This is a genomic window from Bacillus sp. FSL E2-8887, assembly GCF_038007205.1.
GTDB lineage: Bacteria > Bacillota > Bacilli > Bacillales > Bacillaceae_G > Bacillus_A > Bacillus_A mycoides.
Map to the genome: position 1 here is coordinate 422,395 of NZ_JBBOWS010000001.1, position 22,979 is coordinate 445,373.

The 22,979-nt window shown below is 36.2% G+C and carries 21 protein-coding genes; 18 read left to right on the forward strand and 3 right to left on the reverse strand.

All coding sequences use genetic code 11. The features are described from left to right. Positions 1 to 42: 42 nt before the first annotated feature. The gene (gene glpT / locus NSQ08_RS01885) at positions 43 to 1,392 is read right to left on the reverse strand and encodes a glycerol-3-phosphate transporter (protein WP_002029809.1); all 1,350 of its coding nucleotides are present in this window, start codon (positions 1,390 to 1,392) and stop codon (positions 43 to 45) included. A gap of 271 nt (positions 1,393 to 1,663) precedes the next feature. Here glpT and NSQ08_RS01890 point away from each other — a divergent pair, with 271 nt between their 5' ends. From NSQ08_RS01890 to NSQ08_RS01945, 12 genes are all read left to right on the forward strand, one after another. Next, entirely contained in the window at positions 1,664 to 2,149 is a 486-nt protein-coding gene (locus NSQ08_RS01890; protein ID WP_002090933.1) for a MarR family winged helix-turn-helix transcriptional regulator, read from the forward strand. Between the two features lie 19 nt (positions 2,150 to 2,168). Beyond that, positions 2,169 to 3,782 (forward strand): MDR family MFS transporter, encoded by a 1,614-nt coding sequence (locus NSQ08_RS01895; RefSeq protein ID WP_002029806.1) that lies wholly within the window; start codon positions 2,169 to 2,171, stop codon positions 3,780 to 3,782. Positions 3,783 to 3,920: 138 nt separating this feature from the next. Next, entirely contained in the window at positions 3,921 to 4,892 is a 972-nt protein-coding gene (gene rbsR / locus NSQ08_RS01900) for a ribose operon transcriptional repressor RbsR (RefSeq protein WP_002029805.1), read from the forward strand. A gap of 13 nt (positions 4,893 to 4,905) precedes the next feature. After that, a complete protein-coding gene (gene rbsK / locus NSQ08_RS01905; protein ID WP_002140386.1) occupies positions 4,906 to 5,802 on the forward strand; it encodes a ribokinase in 897 nt (298 codons plus the stop codon). Further along, positions 5,799 to 6,194, forward strand: a complete 396-nt coding sequence (gene rbsD / locus NSQ08_RS01910) for a D-ribose pyranase (RefSeq protein ID WP_002125248.1) — start codon at positions 5,799 to 5,801, stop codon at positions 6,192 to 6,194. Before rbsK ends, rbsD begins: the two co-directional genes overlap by 4 nt. An 18-nt stretch (positions 6,195 to 6,212) precedes the next feature. Next, positions 6,213 to 7,697 (forward strand): ribose ABC transporter ATP-binding protein RbsA, encoded by a 1,485-nt coding sequence (gene rbsA, locus NSQ08_RS01915; protein ID WP_002029800.1) that lies wholly within the window; start codon positions 6,213 to 6,215, stop codon positions 7,695 to 7,697. A 3-nt stretch (positions 7,698 to 7,700) separates the two neighbouring features. Then, the gene (locus NSQ08_RS01920; protein ID WP_340770900.1) at positions 7,701 to 8,636 is read left to right on the forward strand and encodes an ABC transporter permease subunit; all 936 of its coding nucleotides are present in this window, start codon (positions 7,701 to 7,703) and stop codon (positions 8,634 to 8,636) included. A 14-nt stretch (positions 8,637 to 8,650) separates the two neighbouring features. After that, positions 8,651 to 9,574, forward strand: a complete 924-nt coding sequence (gene rbsB, locus NSQ08_RS01925; protein WP_340770903.1) for a ribose ABC transporter substrate-binding protein RbsB — start codon at positions 8,651 to 8,653, stop codon at positions 9,572 to 9,574. Between the two features lie 38 nt (positions 9,575 to 9,612). After that, positions 9,613 to 10,260 (forward strand): fructose-6-phosphate aldolase, encoded by a 648-nt coding sequence (gene fsa / locus NSQ08_RS01930; protein ID WP_000667669.1) that lies wholly within the window; start codon positions 9,613 to 9,615, stop codon positions 10,258 to 10,260. A gap of 298 nt (positions 10,261 to 10,558) precedes the next feature. Beyond that, positions 10,559 to 12,949: a M6 family metalloprotease immune inhibitor InhA2 gene (gene inhA2, locus NSQ08_RS01935; protein WP_012260315.1), complete on the forward strand. Its 2,391-nt coding sequence runs from the start codon at positions 10,559 to 10,561 to the stop codon at positions 12,947 to 12,949. Between the two features lie 322 nt (positions 12,950 to 13,271). Then, positions 13,272 to 13,613: a hypothetical protein gene (locus NSQ08_RS01940; protein WP_002029794.1), complete on the forward strand. Its 342-nt coding sequence runs from the start codon at positions 13,272 to 13,274 to the stop codon at positions 13,611 to 13,613. A gap of 49 nt (positions 13,614 to 13,662) precedes the next feature. Further along, positions 13,663 to 13,992 (forward strand): hypothetical protein, encoded by a 330-nt coding sequence (locus tag NSQ08_RS01945; RefSeq protein ID WP_012260316.1) that lies wholly within the window; start codon positions 13,663 to 13,665, stop codon positions 13,990 to 13,992. A 17-nt stretch (positions 13,993 to 14,009) separates the two neighbouring features. Here the strand turns inward: NSQ08_RS01945 and NSQ08_RS01950 are convergent, their stop codons facing one another. Next, positions 14,010 to 15,164, reverse strand: coding sequence for an MFS transporter (locus tag NSQ08_RS01950; RefSeq protein WP_002140391.1), 1,155 nt, complete (start codon positions 15,162 to 15,164; stop codon positions 14,010 to 14,012). Between the two features lie 226 nt (positions 15,165 to 15,390). On the opposite strand from NSQ08_RS01950, the gene bdhA reads away from it, so the two are divergent. From bdhA to NSQ08_RS01980, 6 genes are all read left to right on the forward strand, one after another. Further along, complete coding sequence (gene bdhA, locus NSQ08_RS01955; RefSeq protein WP_340770918.1) at positions 15,391 to 16,443, forward strand: (R,R)-butanediol dehydrogenase; 1,053 nt, start codon at positions 15,391 to 15,393, stop codon at positions 16,441 to 16,443. Between the two features lie 118 nt (positions 16,444 to 16,561). Next, complete coding sequence (locus NSQ08_RS01960; RefSeq protein WP_000948238.1) at positions 16,562 to 16,906, forward strand: potassium channel family protein; 345 nt, start codon at positions 16,562 to 16,564, stop codon at positions 16,904 to 16,906. Between the two features lie 264 nt (positions 16,907 to 17,170). Further along, positions 17,171 to 18,022 (forward strand): phospholipase CerA, encoded by an 852-nt coding sequence (gene cerA / locus NSQ08_RS01965; RefSeq protein WP_002029789.1) that lies wholly within the window; start codon positions 17,171 to 17,173, stop codon positions 18,020 to 18,022. A gap of 76 nt (positions 18,023 to 18,098) precedes the next feature. Next, positions 18,099 to 19,100 (forward strand): sphingomyelin phosphodiesterase, encoded by a 1,002-nt coding sequence (sph, locus tag NSQ08_RS01970; protein ID WP_012260317.1) that lies wholly within the window; start codon positions 18,099 to 18,101, stop codon positions 19,098 to 19,100. 113 nt (positions 19,101 to 19,213) lie between these two features. Next, positions 19,214 to 20,386 (forward strand): amino acid deaminase/aldolase, encoded by a 1,173-nt coding sequence (locus NSQ08_RS01975; RefSeq protein ID WP_002029787.1) that lies wholly within the window; start codon positions 19,214 to 19,216, stop codon positions 20,384 to 20,386. Continuing rightward, the gene (locus tag NSQ08_RS01980) at positions 20,374 to 21,687 is read left to right on the forward strand and encodes a D-arabinono-1,4-lactone oxidase (RefSeq protein WP_033708787.1); all 1,314 of its coding nucleotides are present in this window, start codon (positions 20,374 to 20,376) and stop codon (positions 21,685 to 21,687) included. Before NSQ08_RS01975 ends, NSQ08_RS01980 begins: the two co-directional genes overlap by 13 nt. A 4-nt stretch (positions 21,688 to 21,691) precedes the next feature. Here the strand turns inward: NSQ08_RS01980 and NSQ08_RS01985 are convergent, their stop codons facing one another. After that, positions 21,692 to 22,846 (reverse strand): VanZ family protein, encoded by a 1,155-nt coding sequence (locus NSQ08_RS01985; RefSeq protein ID WP_012260320.1) that lies wholly within the window; start codon positions 22,844 to 22,846, stop codon positions 21,692 to 21,694. Between the last annotated feature and the right edge of the window lie 133 nt (positions 22,847 to 22,979).

Below are 22,979 nucleotides of genomic sequence, written 5' to 3' on the forward strand. Positions count from 1 at the left end.
GAAGAACTGTCTCTCTTTTTTTTGTAAGTATAATATTAGTGTTTAAGCTTGTTTTTGTTTTGTAGATCCTGTATTTAAAGTAAGAGCAAGGAAGAACATTGCAAGCACACAAGAAGCAAGGAGCAAAATGAATCCGCCGTCCCATCCGAATCCATCTACAATAAAGCCCATAGCTGCGCTAGCAAAAGTAGCTCCCCCTAGGTAACCGAAGAACCCAGTTAACCCAGCGGCAGTTCCAGCAGCTTTCTTTGGTGCTAAGTCAAGAGCGTGTAGGCCAATTAACATAACAGGTCCGTAAATTAAAAATCCAATTGCGACAAGTGCGATGCTATCAACCATTGGATTACCAGGAGGGTTTAGCCAGTAAACAAGAACTGCGATAAATACACCGACCATAAATAAAATACCAGCAGGTGCACGGCGTCCTTTAAATAGTTTATCACTCATCCATCCGCAAAGAAGCGTACCTGGAATACCGGCCCATTCATATAGAGCATAAGCTGTACGTGAGCTACTATGAGTAAAGCTTTTTTCTTCAACTAAATAAGTAGGAGCCCAGTCTACAACGCCGTAACGAACGAAATAAACAAAAACGTTAGCGATAGCGATGTACCATAAAAACTTATTGTTTAATACGTATTTAAATAAAATTTCCTTTACCGAAAGTTCGCGTTCACGGTCCGCTACTTTTTCATCTGATGGATATTCCCCAGTATGTTCTTCAATAGAAGGTAATCCGCAAGATTGAGGTGTATCTCTCATCGTAATTAATACATAAATCCCCACTAAAATTGAAAGAATACCTGGGAAGTAAAATATACTTTTCCAGTCATTTGCAAAGAAATATAAGCCTAATGTAACGAGAGAAGGCATAAGCGCGCCGCCGACATTATGAGCGACGTTCCAAATAGACATTTTTGTACCACGTTCACTAACGGAGAACCAGTGAACCATCGTACGACCACAAGGAGGCCATCCCATACCTTGTACCCATCCATTTAAAAACTGAAGTACAAACATAAGTATAATGCTCGTTGTAATGAAAGAAAATGAGCCGAAAATAATATTAATGATACCGGATAAAAATAGCCCAGCTGCTAAAAAGTAGCGAGGATTACAACGATCGGATACGATACCCATAAGAAATTTACTTAATCCGTAAGCGATAGATACTGCTGAAAGGATAACCCCAAGTTCCCCTTTACTAAAGCCTTGTTCGATTAAGTATGGCATTGCGAGTGAAAAGTTTTTTCGAACAAAGTAGTAACCCGCATAACCGATGAAGATGCCTAAGAATACTTGCAAACGCAATTTGCGGTATTCGCTATCAGTGCGATCAGCTGGTAAGCGTTCTGCGTGGGGCGCAGGTTTAAATAATTGTGTGAAAAACATAAAATGAAAATCCTCCCCTAATTAATTGGAAGCGTTTTAAGACAGAGAGAATACAAAAAGGCTATGAAATATAAAAAAGTTCCCTTTTTTATGATTCATAGCCATATACTCCGATTCTCCGTGACTGTCAATATTAACTTCGACGAAAATTATACAACTTTGTGACAAAAATGTAAACGTTTTTATAAAGAAAGTTGTTGACGTATTTTGTTTGTGGGATTAATATTTAAATACGTTAAATATTTTATTGCTTAAATAAGAGGTGGATAACATGCCAAATGATATGACTCATATTGATAAGATTCAAGCTCTTACATTCGCTATAGGAAAGAAAATGCAAACAGAGCTATTAGAACAAATGCAAGCATCAGGACTTACACCACCGCAGTTTTATATTTTAAAGATTTTAGATCATTACGGAGCTTCAAGAGCGACACAATTGGCGGAGAAAATGTACGTGAAACCGAGTGCGATTACAGTAATGACTGATCGTTTAATTGATCATGGGTTAGTAGAGCGCTATCACGACGATAATGATCGCCGCGTTGTTGTCATTGAGCTAACGAAGAAGGGGAAAGCTACAGTAGAAGAAGCGATGGCGGCTCGTAATGAGCATATTGCAAAGTACTTCTCACACTTAGAATTACAAGAGAGGGAAGATTTGTTACGCCTCTTTGAAAAGCTAGAAACAATTATTTGCGGGAAACCAGAGAAAAAAGAGAAAAAAGAGAAAAAAGAGAAAAAAGAGAAAAACTAAGAGGAATTGAGGAGATTACATGGAACAACAAGAAAATCAGAATAGAAAGTTGTTGTTAATCGGTTTAGTAATCGCAATGCTATTTGCTGCATTGGACGGAACAATCGTTGGTACAGCAATGCCGCGTATCGTCGGTGAACTAGGTGGATTAAGTTTAATGACATGGTTAACAACAGCTTACATGTTAACATCAACAACGGTTGTACCGATTGCAGGTAAATTAGCGGATTTACTTGGGCGTCGTAACGTATATATAGCAGGATTAATTATTTTTATGGTTGGTTCAGCGTTATGTGGTATGGCAAACGGTATGACAGAATTAATTATTTTCCGTGGTATTCAAGGTCTTGGTGGCGGTATTATGATGCCAATGGCTATGATTATTATCGGAGATATGTTCACGGGAAAAGAACGTGCTAAATGGCAAGGGATTTTTGGCGCTTTATACGGTCTTGCTTCTGTAATTGGACCACAAGTTGGTGGTTGGATTGTAGACGCAGTGAACTGGAGATGGGTATTCTATATTAACTTACCAGTTGGTATTTTAGCGACAATCTTTATTGCAATGGGATTAAAAGCACATAAACAAACAGGACCAATTAAAATTGATATCGCTGGAATCTTCACGATGATTCTCGGTGTTGTAAGTTTATTACTTGCGTTAACGTTTGGCGGGAAAGATTATGCATGGGGATCTTGGCAAATTATCGGGTTATTTGCACTAGCTGCCATTGGTATTGTTAGCTTTATTATCGTTGAAACGAAGGCTGAAGAACCAATTTTACCGATGCACTTCTTTAAAAACCGCACATTTACACTACTGAATGCGATCGGTTTCTTTATGAGTATCGGAATGTTTGGAGCAATTATGTTCGTACCGTTCTTTATGCAAGGAATTGTAGGCGTAAGTGCTGCTGAATCAGGAACGATTATGACACCGATGATGATTACAATGATCGTTATGAGTATTATTGGTGGTCAGCTTGTATTAAAAATTGGTGTGAAACCACAAATTATTACAGGGATGCTTATTATGGCTGGTGGTTTCTGGCTATTAACAACGATGGATATGCATACAACTAAGCTTACCGCTACTTCTTATATGATGGTTATCGGTTTAGGAATGGGTCTTGTTATGCCGATATTAACATTAGCATTACAAGAAAGCTTCCCGAAAAAAGATCTTGGCGTTGTAACATCATCAAGTCAATTCTTCCGTCAAATCGGTGGAACTTTTGGGATTACAATTTTAGGATCAATTATGAATAACACTTCAGGTACAACGTTAACAAATAAATTAGTACCTGTATTAGACACATTCCCAAAAGAAGCGGGACAAATGGTAACAAAATTTAAAGATATGATTCATACAGATCCACAAAGTTTATATTCTATGCTATTTAGTCCAGAGGCATTAAAACAAATGCCAGAAGCATTTTCTAATAGCATCGTACCAATTTTGAAAAGCTCTTTAGTGGACTCACTTCATACTGTATTCTTAACAGGATTGGTATTTATCGTAGTAGGTGCTATCTTTACGATTTTCTTACAGAAAATTAAACTGTCTGATCGTAAAAAAGATGCTGAAGAGCCTGCTGTAGAAGAAAAGGAAAAAACTGTATCATATTCGTAATAAAAAAGCATCGCCTTATGGCGATGCTTTTTTTGAGTATAACCTTAAAAGCTTTTTAGTTAGAAATGATTGACGTATTTTTATAAATGCGTTATATTATTTTCTGTAAACGGTTACATGAAATGAGGAGAAAAGAGAATGAGTACGATTAAAGACGTTGCAAAATTAGCAGGGGTATCTGTTGCGACCGTTTCCAGAGTGTTAAATAAAAATGGATATGTCCATGAGGATACATTAAAGAAAGTAGAGCGAGCAATTGAAATGCTAGATTATAAGCCTAGTACAGTAGCGCGTTCTTTATATAATAAAAAGTCTCGTTTAATTGGCTTAGTTGTTCCAAATATCGTGAATCCATTCTTTCCGGAAGTTGCACGTGCTGTAGAAGATGTAGCACATAAGCAAGGATACACAGTTGTACTTTGTAACTCTGATGAAAATTTAGAAAAAGAGAAGCAATACATTGATGTGCTTAGACAAAATAATGTGGACGGATTTATTGTAGCAACGAATCCACAAAATAGTGTTAATTACATGAATTTGTCTATTCCAGTTGTTGCGATTGACCGTATGTTTAATGAGCGCATTCCTACTGTATATGCAGATAACTATGCAGGGAGCCAGGCGGCGACAAAGTTATTAATAGACAAAGGGTGTAAACATATTGCACATATTCGTGGACCGCGTGATGTGAGCACAGCTAATGAACGTTTTGAAGGTTTTGTAGACGTTATTACGCAAAATAATCTTTCTTATATGATTGCAGAGAGTACATTCGATCCAGCTAATAGTGAACAGGTAGCGGTGGAATTATTAGAAGAATATCCGCATATTGATGGAATTGTTGCTGGGAATGATTTAATTGCAATTGGTATTGTAAAGGCTGCACTTCAAAAGGGAATTTCTATTCCAAACGATTTACAAATTATTGGATTCGATGGAATTTCTTTAACTGAAATGATGTATCCATCTATTACGACTGTTGCACAGCCAATTTATGAAATGGGGAAAATTGCAACAGAATTGTTGTTAGAGCAGATGGAAGGAAATCCATTAGAAGAAAAACACTATCGTTTACCAATTGAAATTATAGAACGAAATACAACGAAGTAAGGAGATGAGACAGATGCCAAATATTGCAGTAGTAGGTAGCATTTCAATGGACTTAGTGGCTGTTTCAAAAATACGGCCGAAAGCAGGAGAAACAGTAATTGGTGAAGCGTTTCATACGATACCAGGAGGAAAAGGGGCCAACCAAGCAGTTGCTGCAGCTAGATTAGGAGCAAATGTAGCGATGGTTGGTGCAGTAGGAAATGATGATTACGGAACAGTAGTTAGAAAAAATTTGGAGAACGAACGCATTTTTATCGACTATGTGGTACCGGTTACAGATAGGACGACAGGAATCGCTCATATCGTTTTAGCAGAAGAGGATAACAGTATTGTTGTCGTACAAGGAGCAAATGCTCTTGTAAATGAGTCGATTGTAGATCGTTCAAAAGACCTTCTTGTAAAAGCAGATATGGTTGTTCTTCAACTAGAGATTCCGCTTGAAACAGTAAAATACGTTCTGGCTATTTGTGAGGAGCATAACATTCCAGTTATGTTGAATCCGGCTCCAGCACAAATCTTATCAGAAGATATTTTAGAAAAAGCGACTTATATTACGCCGAATGAACATGAATGTCGCATCGTATTAAATGATTTCACATCACCAATTGAAGAGTTACTTGCGAAATATCCAAATAAGCTATTGATGACGGAAGGGTCTAACGGTGTTCGTTTCCATAACGGAACGGAAGTTGTTCAAGTTCCAAGTATTGCTGTAGACGTAGTGGATACGACTGGAGCTGGTGATACATTTAACGGCGCGCTAGCAGTTGCACTTTCTGAAGGAGAAATACTTCAAAAAGCAATTCGTTTTGCGAACATTGCTGGTGGTCTTTCTGTAACGAAACTTGGGGCACAGGGCGGTATGCCAACAAGAGATAGAGTACGTGAAGTGCAGGTGATTGTCGGATGAAGAAACACGGTGTATTAAATAGTGAAATTGCGGCGGTCCTTGCTTCACTTGGACATACAGATACGATTGTAATTGCTGATTGCGGGTTACCTATTCCTGATGGAGTAAAACGAATTGATTTAGCAGTTGAAATCGGAAAACCTAGTTTTTTAGACGTATTACAAGTAGTTGCTGATGATATGGCAATTGAAAAAGTGATGTTAGCAGAAGAAGTTATTATAAATAATGCAGAGGTAAATAAAGAAGTTGAGATGCGATTAATAGAGCCAGCATTTGAATATGTGTCTCATAAGGAATTTAAAGAGCATACAAAGAGAGCGAAGGCGATTATTCGTACAGGAGAAGCAACGCCTTATGCGAATGTTATTTTACATGCAGGCGTGATTTTTTAATAAAGGGATGTGATGAGAATGCATATTGAAATGAAGAACATTTCAAAAGCGTTCAGTGGTAATCCTGTTCTAAAAAACGCACAGTTTATGATTGAAACAGGAGAAGTTCATGCATTGATGGGGGAAAATGGAGCGGGGAAATCGACGCTCATGAAGATTTTAACAGGTGTATATAAAAAAGACAGTGGAACAGTCATGATTGATGGGAAAGAACGAACTTTTAAAAATGCGAAAGAAGCTGAAGAGTATGGTATTGCATTTATCCATCAAGAGTTGAACATATTACCGAATTTAACGGTAGCTGAAAATATGTTTCTTGGAAAAGAGTTAATGTATGGGAAAACGGGCATTTTACGTACGCGTCAAATGAATGCGATTGCCCAGCAACAATTAGCAGATCTTGGCCTACATGTGAGAGGTGCTATGCTAGCAGGTGAATTATCAGTTGGACAACAGCAAATTATTGAAATTGCTAAAGCATTAATGACAAAGGCGAGCGTTATTATTATGGATGAACCTACAGCAGCATTAACAGATCGCGAAATTGAAACGCTGTTTATTGTTATTAATAAATTACGTAAAGAGGGCGTTTCATTCGTTTATATTTCACACCGGATGGAAGAAATTTTTTCAATATGTGATGCTATTACGATTTTGCGTGATGGAGAATATGTAGGGAAGAGATTAATTCCAGAAACATCATTTGATGAAGTAGTTAGCATGATGGTGGGGCGCAGTATTGGTGAACGTTATCCAGAACGAAATAGTCAAATTGGCGAAGTGATTTTTGAAATGCGAAACGGAACGAAAAAGGGGAAATTTGAAAATGTTTCGTTTCAAGTTAGAAAAGGTGAAATCCTTGGTGTTGCGGGCTTGATGGGAGCTGGTCGCACGGATATTATGAAAGCAATATTTGGATATGAACCGCTCGATTCAGGAAAAATTTTCATGAATGGACAAGAAGTAAAAATTGATAGTCCAATTGATGCGATTAGACAACGAATTGCCTTTATTACAGAGGATAGAAAATCTGAAGGGCTTGTGTTAGATTTTTCGATTCGTGAAAATTTAGCTTTACCAAATTTAGAAAGTCTTTCAAAGGGAAGCGTTGTTAATAAAGGTTTAGAACAGCAATTTACTGAGGATATGATGAAGCTTCTTAATGTGAAAGCAGCAAACGGAGAGCAAGCTGTAAAATCTCTTTCTGGTGGAAATCAGCAAAAGATTGTAATTGCAAAATGGTTAGGTATTCATCCGCAGTTACTCATTTTAGATGAACCAACGAGAGGTGTAGATGTTGGGGCTAAAAAAGAAATTTACTCTATTATGAATAAGCTTACCGAGCAAGGAGATGCCGTTATTATGGTATCGTCTGAGCTTCCAGAAGTTTTAGGAATGAGTGATCGAGTTCTCGTCATTCATGAAGGGAAAATCGGTGGTATTTTAGAGAAAGATCAGGCATCGCAAGAGTCTATTATGGCACTAGCTACAGGGGGAGAGTAAGATATGGCTAAGAAGGGGAATGTATTACAACAACTTGGTTCTTTAATTGGATTAGTATTAATTATCGTAGTAATTACAGCTTTAAATCCAGCATTTATTGAAATTCCAAATTTATTTAATATACTGCGCCAAGTATCGATTAATGCACTCATTGCATTTGGAATGACCTTCGTTATTTTAACAGGGGGTATTGACTTATCGGTAGGTTCTATTTTAGCATTATCAAGTGCACTTGTTGCCGGAATGATGGCAAGTGGCATGGATCCGTTCCTTGCAATGGTAGTTGGATTATTAGCAGGTCTTGCAATGGGGATTGTAAACGGTATCATTATTGCGAAGGGAAAAGTAGCTCCGTTTATTGCAACTTTAGCAACAATGACTATTTTTCGCGGGTTGACGCTTGTTTATATGGACGGACGTCCGATCACTGGTCTTGGTGATCATTTAATGTTCCAAATGTTTGGCCGTGGTTATTTCCTTGGTATTCCTGTGCCAGCCGTTACAATGATGATCGCTTTTGCAGTACTGTACTTTATTTTAAAGAAAACAACGTTTGGTCGCCGTACGTTTGCGATTGGTGGAAATGAAGAAACGGCAGCTTTATCAGGTATTAATGTTACGAGAATTAAAGTAATGATTTACGGTCTTTCCGGAATTTTGGCAGCGCTTGCAGGTATTGTCTTAACATCAAGGTTAGATTCTGCACAGCCGACTGCTGGTACTTCTTACGAATTGGATGCAATTGCTGCAGTTGTGTTAGGAGGAACGAGTCTTTCAGGTGGAAGAGGATGGATTGTTGGTACATTCATCGGTGTGCTTATTATTGGTGTACTAAATAACGGTTTAAATTTATTAGGTGTATCTTCTTTCTTCCAACAAGTTGTAAAAGGACTTGTAATCTTACTAGCTGTACTAATTGATCGTCGAAAAGAAGCGTAATGGAGGGGCAATTCATGAAAAAATGGTTACTGATACTCGTTGCATGCATCATGGTAGTTACTGCTGGTTGTTCAATGGAACCACCAGAATGGGCAAAGGATTCTAGCGATAAAGGTCGAAATAAAACTATTAAAGTTGGATTTTCTGTTTCAACTTTAAATAATCCATTTTTCGTCACGTTGAAAAAAGGTGCAGAAAAGAAAGCAAAAGATAGCGGCATTGAATTAATTGCTGTTGATGCACAAAATGATGCAGCGAAGCAAACAAACGATGTTGAAGATTTAATTCAAAAAGGTGTCGATGTAATTGTTATTAATCCAACCGACTCAGATGCTGTTGCTTCAGCGGTAAGTGCAGCCAATGCAGCCAATGTTCCTGTTATTACAGTAGACCGAGTTGCAAATTCAGGTAAAGTTGTTTCTCACATAGCTTCCAACAATGTAGAAGGTGGTCAAATGGCTAGTGATTACATTCGGGAAGTAGTTGGTGAAGGAACAAATGTCGCTGAGTTAGAAGGAATACCTGGATCGTCTGCTGCTCGTGAGCGTGGGAAAGGATTCCATAACGTAGCTGATAAGTCTTTAAAAGTAGTAGCAAAACAAGCAGCTGATTTCGATCGTGCAAAAGGGTTATCTGTTATGGAAAATATTTTGCAAGCAAATAGCGATATTAAAGCGGTATTTGCTCATAATGATGAAATGGCATTAGGCGCAATTGAGGCATTAAAATCTGCTGGTAAAACGGATGTAGTCGTTGTTGGATTTGATGCAACGGATGATGCTGTAAAAGCGGTTAAAGATGGGCGTATAGCAGCAACAGTCGCTCAAAAACCGGAATTAATCGGAGAGAAGGCGATGGAAACAGCAAAAGAGATAACACAAGGTAAAAAAGTGGACAAATTTATTCCGATTGAATTAGAGCTTATTAAGAAAAAATAAATAAATATAAAATGAAAATTAGGAAGGAAGAATAACAAATGAAATTTTTTATTGATACAGCAAACATTAACGAAATTAAAGAGGCAAATGCATTAGGCGTAGTAGCTGGAGTAACGACAAACCCATCACTTGTAGCAAAAGAAGGCGTAGATTTCCATGAGCGTATTCGTGAAATTTGCAGCTTTATTGAAGGACCTGTAAGCGCAGAAGTAATTAGCTTAGAAGCTGACAAAATGATTGAAGAAGGAAAAGAGTTAGCAAAAATCGCTCCAAATGTTGTTGTAAAAGTTCCAATGACAACAGAAGGCTTAAAAGCAGTAAAAGCATTCTCAGATTTAGGAATTCGTACAAACGTTACATTAGTATTCTCAGCAGTGCAAGCATTACTTGCAGCTCGCGCTGGTGCGACATACGTTTCACCGTTCTTAGGTCGCCTAGATGATATCGGTCATAACGGTATGGACTTAATTCGCCAAATCGCAGAAATCTTTGCAATTCACGGCATTGAAACAGAAATCATTGCAGCATCTGTACGTCATAGTGTTCACGTAACAGAAGCAGCATTAAACGGTTCACATATTGCAACAATCCCAGCAAACGTAATCGCTTCATTAGTGAAGCACCCATTAACAGATCAAGGAATTGAGAAATTCTTAGCTGATTGGGAAAAAACACAAGAGAAATAATACGAAATGGAGAACCCAAGTTTAATTAACTTGGGTTCTTTTTTTGTTTGAAAGAATTTTCATGCAATTGTGCATATTGTCTTTTAAATTTTTAATATAAGCTATTTAATATATACAAATCACTCTTTATTTTTCACATTTCGACATAAAAAGATAGAGGGTCTGACCAGAAAACTGGAGGGCATGATTCTATAACAGAAAGCTTATTTCTTATAGAATCATGTCTTTTATTATACAAGGGAGGATAGATTACATATTTTTATCTGAAGTTTAAGATTGATACAAGGGGATGATTAAAATGAGAAAAAAAGCGCCATTTAAAGTGTTGTCATCATTAACGATCGCAACACTCATCGGATGCTCAGCTGTAATGAGTGCTCCGTTAGCATATGCAGAAACGTCAGCAAAAGAAGGTGTGTCTACAACGCCAATTGATCATAACTTAATTCAAGAAGATCGTTTAGCGGAAGCGCTGAAAGAAAGAGGAACAATTAATCCAGCATCGTCTAAAGAAGAGACAAAAAAGGCCGTAGAGCAATATATTGAAAAGAAACAAGGGGATCAGGCGAATAAAGAAATTCTTCCCGATGCGAATCAAGAAGCATCTGATTTCGTGAAAAAGGTAAAAGAGAAGAAGATGGAAGAAAAGGAAAAAGTAAAGAAAGCTGAAAAAAATGTTAGCCCTGAGCAAAAGCCAGAGCCAAATAAAAAGCAATTAGATGGGAAAGTTCCAACTTCTAAGGCGAAACAAGCTCCATATAGTGGACCTGTCCGCAATGATAAAGTGTTAGTGTTACTCGTTGAATTTAGTGATTATAAACATAATAATATTGAGCAAACACCAGGTTATATGTATTCGAAAGACTTTAGTAGAGAACATTATCAAAAAATGTTATTTGGTAATGAGCCTTACACATTATTTGATGGTTCGAAAGTAAAAACATTTAAGCAATATTATGAAGAACAGTCTGGCGGTAGTTATACGACGGATGGATATGTAACAGAGTGGTTAACTGTTCCAGGTAAAGCCGCTGATTATGGTGCTGATGGTAGTAGCGGTCACGATAATAAAGGACCAAAAGGTGCGCGTGATTTAGTGAAAGAAGCATTAAAAGCTGCAGCGGATAAAGGATTAGATTTATCTCAATTTGATCAATTTGACAGATATGATACAAATGGTGATGGTAATCAAGATGAATCTGACGGTGTAATTGATCATTTAATGGTAATCCATGCTGGTGTTGGTCAAGAAGCTGGTGGCGGTAAATTAGGTGATGATGCGATTTGGTCACATCGTTCAAAATTAGCAACAGATCCAGTAGCGATTGAAGGTACAAAATCAAAGGTAGATTACTTTGGTGGAAAAGTAGCGGCTCATGATTACACAATTGAACCAGAAGACGGTGCAGTAGGTGTATTTGCGCATGAATTTGGACATGACCTTGGCTTACCGGATGAATATGACACGAAATATACTGGAACTGGTTCACCTGTTGAAGCGTGGTCATTAATGAGTGGAGGTAGCTGGACAGGAAAAATCGCAGGAACAGAGCCAACTAGTTTTTCACCACAAAATAAAGACTTCTTACAAAAGAATATGGGTGGAAACTGGGCGAAAATTTTAGAAGTAGATTACGATAAAATTAAGAGTGGTGTAGGCGTTCCTACATATATTGATCAAAGTGTTACGAAATCCAATCGTCCAGGCGTTGTACGTGTTAACTTACCAGGTAAAAGTGTTGAAACAATTAAACCGGAGTTTGGAAAGCATGCATATTATAGTACAAGAGGAGATGATATGCATACGACATTAGAAACACCATTCTTTGATTTAACAAAAGGAACAAATGCGAAATTTGATTATAAAGCGAATTATGAACTAGAAGCAGAGTGTGATTTCATCGAAGTACATGCTGTAACTGAAGATGGAACGAAAACATTAATTGATAGATTGGGAGAAAACATAGTCCAAGAAGATAAAGATACAACAGATGGAAAATGGATTGATAAATCATACGATTTAAGTCAATTTAAAGGGAAGAAAGTTAAACTACAATTCGACTATATTACAGATCCAGCTTTAACATATAAAGGTTTCGCAATGGATAATGTAAATGTAACAGTTGATGGACAAGTAGTATTTTCAGATGACGCAGAAGGACAGTCTAAAATGAAGTTAAATGGATTCGTTGTTTCTGATGGGACAGAACAGAAACCCCATTATTATTATCTAGAGTGGAGAAACTATGCTGGGTCAGATAATGGATTAAAAGCAGGAAAAGGTCCGGTGTATAATACTGGTCTTGTCGTTTGGTATGCAGATGATAGTTTCAAAGATAACTGGGTTGGGGTACATCCAGGTGAAGGCTTCCTTGGTGTTGTAGACTCTCATCCAGAAGCGTTTGTTGGTAATTTAAACGGGAAACCAGCGTATGGTAATACAGGCATGCAAATTGCAGACGCTGCCTTTTCATTTGATCAAACACCCGCATGGAGTGCAAATTCATTAACACGTGGACAGTTTAACTATTCTGGATTACAAGGTGTTACAACTTTTGATGATTCAAAAGTATATAGTAACAAACAAATTGCAGACGCGGGAAGAAAAGTTCCAAACCTTGGACTTAAATTCCAAGTTGTTGGACAGGCAGATGATAAGTCTGCAGGTGCTGTTTGGATTAAACGTTAATAACATAAAAGCACATTCTTCATATGAAGAGTGTGCTTTTTAATTTGTACATTAAGTTATTATTTTAGCTTATGTAATACAATTGTCTGTTCATATGTAGTGTATCAAATTATGTGGGTAAAGGAAATATTTCCGAGGAAATTGTCGAAGTATCGTCGGTATTTATAGACTTTCTTTTTTAAAGGAAGAATGTAGTATTGCTTTTATATGTAAGTTTATTTACAGTATTACTTGGTTATATGCAAAAGTAATATATATTAGGCAATAAAAAGAGTTCTATTTAATAGAACTCTTTTTTGATGAGTAGAAAGGAGGGGGACAAATGAAAGAAACAATTGCATGTCCACAATGTGAAGAGAATATTACTGCACAACATATTATCGACATCCCACATCCTTTTTCATTAAGGTGTCCGCATTGTAAGGTGAAGCTGAAAGAAATGAGGATAACACCATGTTTAATATTAGCGGCAATCTGTGTTATCCCACTGTTTATTATTATTGGAGAGAGTATTAAAGAATTGCTAGTAAAACATTTTTCTATTATAGACAATGTACCAACCGTACTTATTTTCTTCTTATTTTGTTATCCGTTGTATTATTTCTATGAAAAATATAATGCCATATTATTCATTAAATATGGTTTATTGAAAGTTAAAAGTTAAAAGTTAAAAGTTAAAAGTTGAAAGTTGAATTGAATAGGAGATTATCATTATGTTGTGGAAAATTTATTTGGTAATTGTAGCGATATTAGCTATTACTTCGCTAGTGAGAGGGATGTTTCAAACACCGATTCAAAAGTTTGATTTTGTAGTGTCTATTATTACATGGATAGGACTATTTGGATTTGTTTTTGATGTACAAATATTGACGCCGATCGTTTGGCAATGCATCTTCGTATTTAGCATCATTTGGACTTTAACTGCAGTTTTTGTTTTACGTTTATATGAAGAGAAGGATGACCCGCTACCTTTTATATTCAAATTAATTGGTATTATCCCAACGCTGCCATTATATTACGGGTTATATCAATATGCATTTTAAAAAAGACAATGATGGAATTAACCCATCATTGTCTTTTTTACTTTGCTTCTTACAAAAATCATTCCAGCAAATGTTAACAAGAATGCAGTTCCGATAACGAAGCTAGCGCTAGGTGATGCTCCGATTGCTCCGACTGTAAAGGAGCCAGCAACAACTCCTAACGAGAAGAATGCATAAAACAATCCGAATGCTTTCCCTCGGTTACTATCTGTTGTATTTTCAACAAGTAAAGCATTAATTGCTGGGAAGAGGATAGCGAATCCAATTCCATAAATTATCATAACGATAAAGAGCATGCCTTTTGTTGCAAATAATCCGAGTAAAGATAACGCTAGTGCCATTACTGCAATCCCGATTAGCATTAGTTTGGAACGATTAAATCGATCGTAAATGCGATTTGTTGGCAGTAAGAAGAAGAGGATAGCGGTAATTCCGAATACACTTAACATCATGCCTGTTGTAGATGCTTTAAGTGCTAATGCCTCAACTTTTACTGGTAACATATAAGTGACAATCCCTTGTGAAAACATTAGTGTGAAAGCACCAATATATGCTTGTAATAACGGTTCTGATTTCAATAGTTCAATCATATCTTCTTTGTTCATCATTTGTGTTCTTGATGTATCTTTTCTTGATACGTTATTTGGTAAGAAGAATAGAGATACGATTGTACCAAGGACCATTAAAATAGAAATAGTAATGAACACCCACTCTATACCAGCTGTTGCTTTCATAATGCCGCTGAAAGCAGGTCCTACGATTGCAGCTGTTCCAACAGCGGCACCAGATAGAGCCATTGCTTTACCTTGCCTTGCTGAATTCGTTTGCTTTGATAAAAACGTAAAGGCAGCAGGAATTAAAAATCCGTCACTAAAACCGTGCATAAAGCGCACAACTAATAGTTGTTCACCACTTTGAACAACGGTGTATAACAAGACTATGAAACTCGTAATTCCCATGCTTATATAAAGGATTTTTTTTGCACCAAATTTATCGACAGCGGCTCCAGCGATAATATTACCGATCATATTAGCGAATGAGTACATACCGATAACTAGCCCGATAACAAGAGGGGTTCCTCCAAGACTTTGAGCGAAAGTACTCATAATAGGTAATTGTGAAAATGTATCTAAAAACGCTACGATAACAATAAAGTAAATAAAATATTTCAAGCGATATTCACCTCTCCTATGCTATTATGGCATAATGCTAATTTCAACCGCAATGAAATTAGCATTAACAGATGTGGAAAAAAGTACAAAGTGACAAAATATTGAACGTTATTTGTTAAAATTTAGTGGAAATGAGATTGTTTTTTTGAAATATATGGATGGAAGTATTATAATAGATTTGTAAACTTCACCAGGTTAAGTATATACGTAGAGAGGGATGGATAAAATGAAAGCACTACTTTGGCATAATCAACGTGATGTACGAGTAGAAGAAGTACCAGAACCAACTGTAAGACCAGGAGCAGTTAAGATTAAAGTTAAATGGTGTGGTATCTGCGGAACAGACTTGCATGAATATTTAGCAGGACCTATTTTTATTCCAACAGAAGAGCACCCATTAACACACGTAAAAGCACCGGTTATTTTAGGTCATGAGTTTAGTGGTGAGGTAGTTGAAATCGGTGAAGGCGTTACTTCTCATAAAGTGGGAGATCGCGTCGTTGTAGAACCAATTTATTCTTGTGGTAAATGTGAAGCTTGTAAACACGGACATTACAATGTTTGTGAACAACTTGTTTTCCACGGTCTTGGCGGAGAAGGCGGCGGTTTCTCTGAATATACAGTAGTACCAGAAGATATGGTCCACCATATTCCTGATGAAATGACGTATGAACAAGGTGCACTTGTAGAACCAGCAGCAGTAGCAGTTCATGCAGTACGTCAAAGTAAATTAAAAGAGGGGGAAGCTGTAGCGGTATTTGGTTGTGGTCCGATTGGGCTTCTTGTAATCCAAGCAGCAAAAGCAGCAGGAGCAACTCCTGTTATCGCAGTGGAACTTTCTAAAGAACGTCAAGAGCTAGCTAAATTAGCAGGTGCTGATTACGTATTAAATCCAGCAACTCAAGATGTACTAGCAGAAATTCGTAACTTAACAAATGGTTTAGGTGTAAATGTGAGCTTTGAAGTAGCAGGTGTCGAAGTAGTACTTCGTCAAGCGATTGAAAGTACAAGCTTTGAAGGACAAACTGTAATTGTTAGTGTGTGGGAAAAAGATGCGACAATTACGCCAAACAATCTTGTACTAAAAGAAAAAGAAGTTATTGGTATTCTTGGATACCGTCATATCTTCCCAGCTGTTATTAAATTAATTAGCTCTGGCCAAATTCAAGCAGAGAAATTAATTACGAAAAAAATCACAGTAGATCAAGTTGTTGAAGAAGGATTTGAAGCACTTGTAAAAGATAAAACACAAGTGAAAATTCTTGTTTCACCTAAATAATAGAGAATAGTAAAAAGTAGCCCTTTTCTAGAAATAGAAGAGGGCTACTTTTTTTCTATACAGAAAGGTGATAGACTTTCCTTTAACTACAGGTATTTTGTTTGGAAGGGGAAGTCTAATGCTTTCATTTATGTTGACATTGAAACGGATGCTAAAAGCTTGTTTACGAGCGTGGAAAGATAAAGAATTTCAAGTATTATTCGTATTAACATTTTTAACATTAACATCAGGTACGATTTTTTATAGTACAGTTGAAGGATTACGTCCTCTTGACGCCCTATATTTTAGTGTGGTCACGTTGACGACTGTCGGTGATGGGAATTTTAGTCCGCAAACTGATTTCGGAAAGGTATTTACGATCTTATACATATTTATCGGGATTGGATTAGTGTTTGGATTTATTCATAAGTTGGCAGTTAATGTACAGCTGCCAAGTATATTATCGAAAAGAAAAAAAGAGTAAAGCATGTGGATGCTTTACTCTTTTTTTACATTAGTTTAGACAATCATTTGCAGTAGCTTAACAATACTTTATTACAATGTAAGTGTATTCATTCATTATATTCACTATGTATAAAGTTATAATGATATGAACATTTGCATATTTTAATTTATTGATAGAAATTTCATGAAAGGTGGGATATTCTAGTCATAGGTTAACCAGACGATATCATAGGATCCTAACAAAAAGTTTACAATAATTCAATTAAAAAATGGAGGATTTTATATGAAAAAGAAAGTACTTGCTTTAGCAGCGGCTATTACATTAGTAGCTCCGTTACAAAGTGTTGCATTTGCTCATGAAAATGATGGGGGAAGTAGAATAAATATAGTTCACCGCTGGTCTGCTGAAGATAAGCATAAAGAAGGCGTAAACTCTCATTTATGGATTGTAAACCGTGCAATGGATATTATGTCTCGTAATACAACACTTGTAAAACAAGATCAGGTTGCACTATTAAATGAATGGCGTACGGAGTTAGAGAACGGTATTTATGCTGCTGACTATGAAAATCCTTATTATGATAATAGCACATTTGCTTCACACTTCTATGACCCTGACAATGGAAAAACTTATATTCCATTTGCAAAGCAGGCAAAGGAAACTGGAGCTAAATATTTTAAATTAGCAGGTGAGTCATACAAAAATAAAGATATGAAACAAGCATTCTTCTATTTGGGGTTATCTCTTCATTATTTAGGGGATGTAAATCAACCGATGCATGCGGCAAACTTTACAAATCTTTCTTATCCACAAGGGTTCCATTCTAAATATGAAAACTTTGTAGATACGATAAAAGATAATTATAAAGTAACGGATGGAAATGGATATTGGAACTGGAAAGGTACAAATCCAGAAGATTGGATTCATGGAGCGGCAGTAGCTGCGAAACAAGATTATTCTGGCATTGTAAATGATAATACGAAAGATTGGTTCGTGAAAGCAGCTGTATCACAAGAATATGCAGATAAATGGCGCGCTGAAGTTACACCAATGACAGGTACGCGATTAATGGATGCACAACGTGTTACTGCTGGGTACATCCAGCTTTGGTTTGATACGTACGGAAATCGTTAAATATTTGAAAAAGGTCAAATCTCAGAATAGAGTATTTGGCCTTTTTATCACTACACAGTACATGGAGGTATGAAACGTGAAAGGTAAATTGCTAAAAGGTGTACTAAGCTTTGGGATTGGTCTAGCAGCTTTATATAGCGGATCTTCCGTTCAAGCAGAAATGTCCACAAATCAAAATGATACGTTAAAAGTTATGACGCATAATGTATACATGCTATCAACAAACCTATATCCCAACTGGGGACAAAATGAGCGTGCTGATTTAATTGGAGCAGCAGATTATATAAAGAATCAAGATGTTGTTATATTAAATGAAGTGTTTGATAATAGTGCTTCAAATCGCTTATTAGGAAATTTGAAGAAAGAATATCCAAATCAAACGGCAGTATTAGGTCGTAGTAGTGGAAGCGAGTGGGATAAGACGTTAGGAAACTATTCATCTTCGACTCCTGAAGATGGAGGTGTAGCGATTGTGAGTAAATGGCCAATTGTTGAAAAGATTCAATATGTATTCGAAAAAGGCTGTGGACCAGATAACTTATCAAATAAAGGATTTGTATACACAAAAGTTAAGAAAAATGATCGTTTTGTACATGTGATTGGGACTCATTTACAAGCTGAAGATAGTATGTGTGGAAATACTTCGCCAGCATCTGTACGTACAAAACAGCTACAAGAAATTCAAGAGTTTATTAAAAATAAAAATATACCAAATAACGAGTATGTGTTAATTGGTGGTGATATGAATGTAAATAAAATAAATGCTGAGAATAATAGCAATTCAGAGTATGCATCGATGTTTAAAACATTACATGCGTCTGTTCCATCTTATACAGGACATACAGCAACTTGGGATGCGACGACAAACAGTATTGCGAAATACAATTATCCAGATGCACCTGCTGAACATTTAGATTATATTATTGCGAGTAAAGATCATGCGAATCCATCATTCGTAGAGAATAACGTATTACAAGTGAAATCTCCAAAGTGGTCTGTTACATCATGGTTCAAAAAATATACGTATGATGATTATTCTGATCATTATCCAGTAGAGGCGACTATTTCTATGAAGTAGAGTAGTCTTAAAAAAGTTTCTTCGTGAAGAAGAAACTTTTTTTATTTGAAAACAGGAAAATCATTTTTTCTTTCCAATATGTATAAGACATATATAGAAGAGGAGAGAAAAATGTGGATAGAGGAATTTTTAAGGAAGTTCCATTACCGTGTGCATTTTTAGATGAAGTGGCTTTAGAGAGGAATATTCAATCGATTATAGAGTTAAGTGGAGATAAGAAAATTCGTATAGCGAGTAAATCATTACGCTCTGTTCCAATTATGAAAAAGATTTTAGCTGCAAATAATCGGTTTCAAGGTATTATGTGTTTTTCTCCTAGAGAAGCTTTGTTTTTAATTGAACAAGGGTTTAATGATTTATTGCTCGGATATCCTGTTTATGATGAAAGAGCTTTACATGAAATTAGTTTGCTAACAAAGCAAGGGCACATTATAACTTGTATGGTAGATTGTGAAGACCATATTACTTATTTAGAAAAGATTGCTGAGAAGTCTAAAGGGTGTTTTCGCGTTTGTTTGGATATTGATATGAGTAGTCGTTTTTTGAAATTTCATTTTGGTGTAAAAAGATCCCCGGTAAAAGATGTGCAGAGCGCTTTGAAAATAGTAGAAAAGGTGAAGGGCTCATCATATTTAATACTAGATGGTGTAATGGGATATGAAGCTCAAATTGCCGGGGTGGGGGATCATATACCGAATCAATGGATGAAAAGTAAAGCTGTTTCGTATTTAAAGAAGAAATCAGTGTTAGAGGTTAAAGAAAGAAGAGAACGTATCGTAAAAGAAATACAAAACCTTGGTATTGAACTAAGATTTGTAAATGGGGGAGGAACAGGAAGTATAAAAACAACTGAGCAAGATAACTCAGTTTCAGAGATTACTGTAGGATCCGCCTTTTACTCTCCTAAACTGTTTGACTATTATAAAGAAGTAAAATTTCAGCCAGCTGCCGGATTTGCTTTACCAGTTGTACGTAAACCGGATCCTTTTATTTATACTTGCCTAGGTGGCGGATATATTGCCTCAGGTGCAGTTGGTAAAGATAAAGAGCCTGAGGTTTGGATGCCGCATGGTGCAAAACTATTAGCTTTAGAAGGTGCTGGTGAAGTGCAAACACCAATTTTTTATAACGGCGAGGAACGAGTGGATATAGGAGATTCTATCTTGTTTCGCCATAGTAAAGCTGGGGAGTTATGTGAGCGTTTTCCTATTTTGTATCGCATTAAACAAGGGGAAATTGTTGGAGAGTATTCAACATATCGGGGGGATGGACAATGCTTTCTATAAAGGGACAAAAATGGAGAAATTGGACAGGGAATGTAGAAGGAACGCCGCATTATACGATGTATCCAAAAAGTATACAAGATGTAGTAGAAGTTGTGGGGCTTGCACGAAAAAAAGGAAAGAAAATTCGTGTTGTCGGTTCAGGTCATTCGTTTACACCTCTTGTGCAAACGGAAGAAATTTTAGTTTCTTTAGATGAATTGAAGGGCATTGTGAATATTGATGCAGAGAAGATGGTTGCCGAAGTATGGGCGGGAACAAAGTTACATGATTTAGGGAAGTTACTTCAGGAAAAAGGTTATGCGCAAGAAAATTTAGGGGATATTGATTCACAATCTATTGCAGGAGCGATTAGTACGGGGACTCATGGGACGGGTGTTACATTTGGGAGTTTATCAACACAAGTTATAGAGATCACGGCAGTTTTATCAACAGGTGAGAGTATAGTTTGTTCAGAAGCCGAGAACGCCGAATATTGGAAAGCATTTCAGTTGTCACTTGGAATGCTAGGTATCATTGTAAAGATAAAATTGAAGGTTATCCCAGCGTATTCGCTTGTTTATGAAAGTGAAAAACAATCATTGTCTACTGTAATGAACAAACTAGAAGAATATAAGAAGAATCGTCATTTTGAATTTTTCGTTTTTCCTTATTCAGATGAAGTGCAAGTGAAATTTACAAACGAAACAACGAGTAAAGAAAGTGATTTGAAATGGCATAAACTAAAGGTGGAGTTACTTGAAAATAGGATGTTCTCTTTATTATCTAAAGGGTGTAAATGGTTTCCTTCTATAAGTAAAGGAGTAAGCCGATTATCAGCTAAGGCTGTACCGAACACGAAAATAATTGGATCAAGCTATGAAGTATTCGCTACATCACGTACAGTTCCATTTTATGAAATGGAGTACAGTGTCCCTTCAAAGTATATGAGGGCTGTTGTAGAAGAAATTTCAAATCTTATTGAAAAGAAAAAGTATAAGGTGCACTTCCCGATTGAATGCCGCTACGTGAGAGGTGATGATATATGGCTCAGTCCAGCATATGGAAGAGATTCAGCGTATATAGCTGTTCATATGTATAAAGGTATGAAGTATGCCGCTTATTTTGGTGAAGTGGAGAAAATTTTTCTAAAGTATGAAGGGCGCCCACATTGGGGGAAAATGCATACGTTAACGTACGAAAAATTGCAAAATATATATCCAGAATTGCATTCGTTTCTAAAAGTGAGGAAGTCACTAGATGAAACAGGAATATTTTTAAGCCCTTATACAGAAAAGTTATTTACGATTATGAAAAAAAGCTGACAAATTAGTATTTGTCAGCTTTTTTAAGTGTAATTGCATTTCTTGTATGACTAATACGCTCGTAAAATAGTAATTTATCACTACTAAATAAATGTAATAAAACATGAATAATAAATAGCCCGTTAATTACAAATTGGAATAACAGTATAACTAGTAATACTAAAGGCTCTGTATGATTTAAAATAGAGCTACTAGAAAGAATGTAATTGATTCCACCTAAAATGAAATAGAATATACCGTAACGAATGAATAATTCTTTTAGTGTAATACGCTCTGCTTGTCCTTTAATGTAAATACGAAGCAACGCTTTCCCTATTGTTCTTCCATTTGTAAAGTATGGGATGATAATAAAGTAAATTAAGATTGAACATGCGATGAAAAGGAGTTCGTATACATTTGTATAAGATTGGATGTTAGAAATAAATAGTGAGTTTCCTTTGTTTTTAATGAAAGGTACAACGATAGATAAGAAGATCCAATCAATTTGCATAGCGATGAGACGACGAACGAATCCGACTGGTTTCGTTTCCAAATCAATATGACTATCTAATTCGCTTGTTTTTGGCAGGAAGTACGTAAATATTGGTGCAATGATAAAACCGATTACGCCGCCTAGTGTGTTTAAAAACAGATCGTCGATATCGAATAAGCGATATGCACAATTATAAATACCATATAATCCAGTTACTTGTGTTAATTCAAAGAACAGTGAAAGGCAAAAAGAAATGCACACTGTTTGGAAGAAACTACGTCGGAAATAATAACGTAAGTAAATACCGAATGGAACGGTTAATAGAACGTTAAAAGCAACTTGTAAAAATGCAGATTCTTTTAATAACAAGAAATAAGTAGTAGGTTTCGTTAAAATTGCCGATGTATGATTACTAATCTCTTGTATGAAATAAAATGGTGAGAGTTGCATATGCTGTGTATTAGCGGGTTGTAGGCTACAAGTATCATACGTTTGTGGTAACGGCAAAATAACAAGAAAATAGGCATTTAATAAGTAAAGTAATAATGAGTATAAAATAAATGAGCGCCATTTATTTAAATAACCGTATTTTCGATAATTAAATATTAAAAAAGGAATTAATAGAAACATTGCTAAAATAGGAAATAAAATAAAAGCTGTTTTTACTGGAAATAAATATGCAGTCAAAATGAAGCTCCTTTCAATGAAATTTCGTTTATCATTATAGCGCTTAAAAGAATGTAAAACAAAGTTGAAATAGCTCGAAATAGAAAAAATTACAAATTTAAAATAGATTAAGTTATAATAAGTTTAATATAAA

Coding starts and splice junctions, on each gene's coding strand:
- glpT (WP_002029809.1), bottom strand. CDS start 1,392: ATGTTTTTCACACAATTATTTAAACCTGCGCCCCACGCAGAACGCTTA.
- NSQ08_RS01890 (WP_002090933.1), top strand. CDS start 1,664: ATGCCAAATGATATGACTCATATTGATAAGATTCAAGCTCTTACATTC.
- NSQ08_RS01895 (WP_002029806.1), top strand. CDS start 2,169: ATGGAACAACAAGAAAATCAGAATAGAAAGTTGTTGTTAATCGGTTTA.
- rbsR (WP_002029805.1), top strand. CDS start 3,921: ATGAGTACGATTAAAGACGTTGCAAAATTAGCAGGGGTATCTGTTGCG.
- rbsK (WP_002140386.1), top strand. CDS start 4,906: ATGCCAAATATTGCAGTAGTAGGTAGCATTTCAATGGACTTAGTGGCT.
- rbsD (WP_002125248.1), top strand. CDS start 5,799: ATGAAGAAACACGGTGTATTAAATAGTGAAATTGCGGCGGTCCTTGCT.
- rbsA (WP_002029800.1), top strand. CDS start 6,213: ATGCATATTGAAATGAAGAACATTTCAAAAGCGTTCAGTGGTAATCCT.
- NSQ08_RS01920 (WP_340770900.1), top strand. CDS start 7,701: ATGGCTAAGAAGGGGAATGTATTACAACAACTTGGTTCTTTAATTGGA.
- rbsB (WP_340770903.1), top strand. CDS start 8,651: ATGAAAAAATGGTTACTGATACTCGTTGCATGCATCATGGTAGTTACT.
- fsa (WP_000667669.1), top strand. CDS start 9,613: ATGAAATTTTTTATTGATACAGCAAACATTAACGAAATTAAAGAGGCA.
- inhA2 (WP_012260315.1), top strand. CDS start 10,559: ATGAGAAAAAAAGCGCCATTTAAAGTGTTGTCATCATTAACGATCGCA.
- NSQ08_RS01940 (WP_002029794.1), top strand. CDS start 13,272: ATGAAAGAAACAATTGCATGTCCACAATGTGAAGAGAATATTACTGCA.
- NSQ08_RS01945 (WP_012260316.1), top strand. CDS start 13,663: ATGTTGTGGAAAATTTATTTGGTAATTGTAGCGATATTAGCTATTACT.
- bdhA (WP_340770918.1), top strand. CDS start 15,391: ATGAAAGCACTACTTTGGCATAATCAACGTGATGTACGAGTAGAAGAA.
- NSQ08_RS01960 (WP_000948238.1), top strand. CDS start 16,562: ATGCTTTCATTTATGTTGACATTGAAACGGATGCTAAAAGCTTGTTTA.
- cerA (WP_002029789.1), top strand. CDS start 17,171: ATGAAAAAGAAAGTACTTGCTTTAGCAGCGGCTATTACATTAGTAGCT.
- NSQ08_RS01980 (WP_033708787.1), top strand. CDS start 20,374: ATGCTTTCTATAAAGGGACAAAAATGGAGAAATTGGACAGGGAATGTA.